Source organism: Micromonospora sp. NPDC005806, assembly GCF_042871425.1.
Classification (GTDB): Bacteria; Actinomycetota; Actinomycetes; order Mycobacteriales; family Micromonosporaceae; genus Micromonospora.
Window position 1 is genome coordinate 1 of the sequence record NZ_JBIAIL010000109.1, and the last position, 1,222, is coordinate 1,222.

The 1,222-nt window shown below is 69.2% G+C and carries 1 protein-coding gene; it reads left to right on the forward strand.

What is annotated here, in order from left to right; translation table 11 throughout:
- Positions 1-245 precede the first annotated feature (245 nt).
- The coding region (locus ACFYOS_RS36445) for an IS110 family transposase (protein ID WP_387151932.1) at positions 246-1,222 on the forward strand (977 nt) is incomplete at its 3' end.

Genomic DNA, 1,222 nt, shown 5'->3' on the forward strand with positions numbered 1-1,222 from the left:
CCGTTGCTAATGAGGTTTGCCGGGTCGGTTGCGGCAGACTCGGGTCCGGTAGCCGCTGGCGGGTGAGCACTCCCCGTTGCAGGACGCGTGCAGTCCTATTGACAGATCGTGCCCCTGCCGGTGGTCGGGAGACAGAACCGCTGATGGGATGTCGTGCCCGCCCCGCCGGCGTGAGCACTTGTTCATTAGCTCGCGGGAGTTCTCCCGAACGCTGCCTGGGTCCGCTGTGGACTAGGGAGGCTGATGTGCTGTTCGTGGGAGACGACTGGGCCGAGGACCACCACGACGTCGAGGTGCAGGACGAGGCGGGCCGGCGGCTGGGCAAGGCGAAACTCGAGGAGGGGATCGGCGGCATCGCCCGCCTGCACACGCTGATCGGAGAGCAACTCGGCGAGGGCGATGAGCTGGTCCAGGTGGTGATCGGCATCGAGACCGACCGGGGCCCGTGGGTGCAGGCCCTGATCGCCGCCGGCTACCAGGTGTATGCGATCAACCCGCTGCAGGTGGCGCGGTATCGGGAACGGCGCGGGGTGTCGGGGGCGAAGAGCGACGCGGGTGACGCGCACGCCCTGGCTGACATGGTGCGCACCGACCGGCACCAGCTGCACCCGGTCGCCGGAGACAGCGCCGGCGCCGAGTCGGTCAAGGTCGTGACCCGGGCGCACAAGACGCTGATCTGGGAACGCACCCGTCACACCTTGCGGCTGCGGCAGGCACTACGCGAGTTCTTCCCCGCCGCCCTGGTCGCCTTCGACAACCTGGCCGCGGCCGACACCCTAGAACTGCTGGGCAAGGCACCCGACCCGGCCTCGGCGGCCCGGCTGACGACCACACAGATCACCAGCGCGCTGAAACGGGCCCGCCGCCGCGACGTCCCGGCCAAGGCCGAGAAGCTGCAGGCAGCGTTACGCAGCCGGCAGCTGGGCCAACCGCCAGTGGTGACCGCGGCTTACGCGGCCACCGTCCGCGCCCAGGTAGCGATCCTGACCACCCTGCACACGCAGATCAAGGCAATGGAACAGCAGGTCGAGGCACATTTTGGGCAGCACCCGGACGCTGAGGTCTACCTCAGCCAGCCCGGCCTGGGCCGCATCCTCGGCGCCCGGGTGCTTGCCGAGTTCGGCGACGACCCCACCCGCTACACCGACGCCAAAGCCCGCCGCAACTACGCCGGCACCAGCCCCATCACCCGCCAATCAGGCAAGAAGAAGATCGTCCTGGC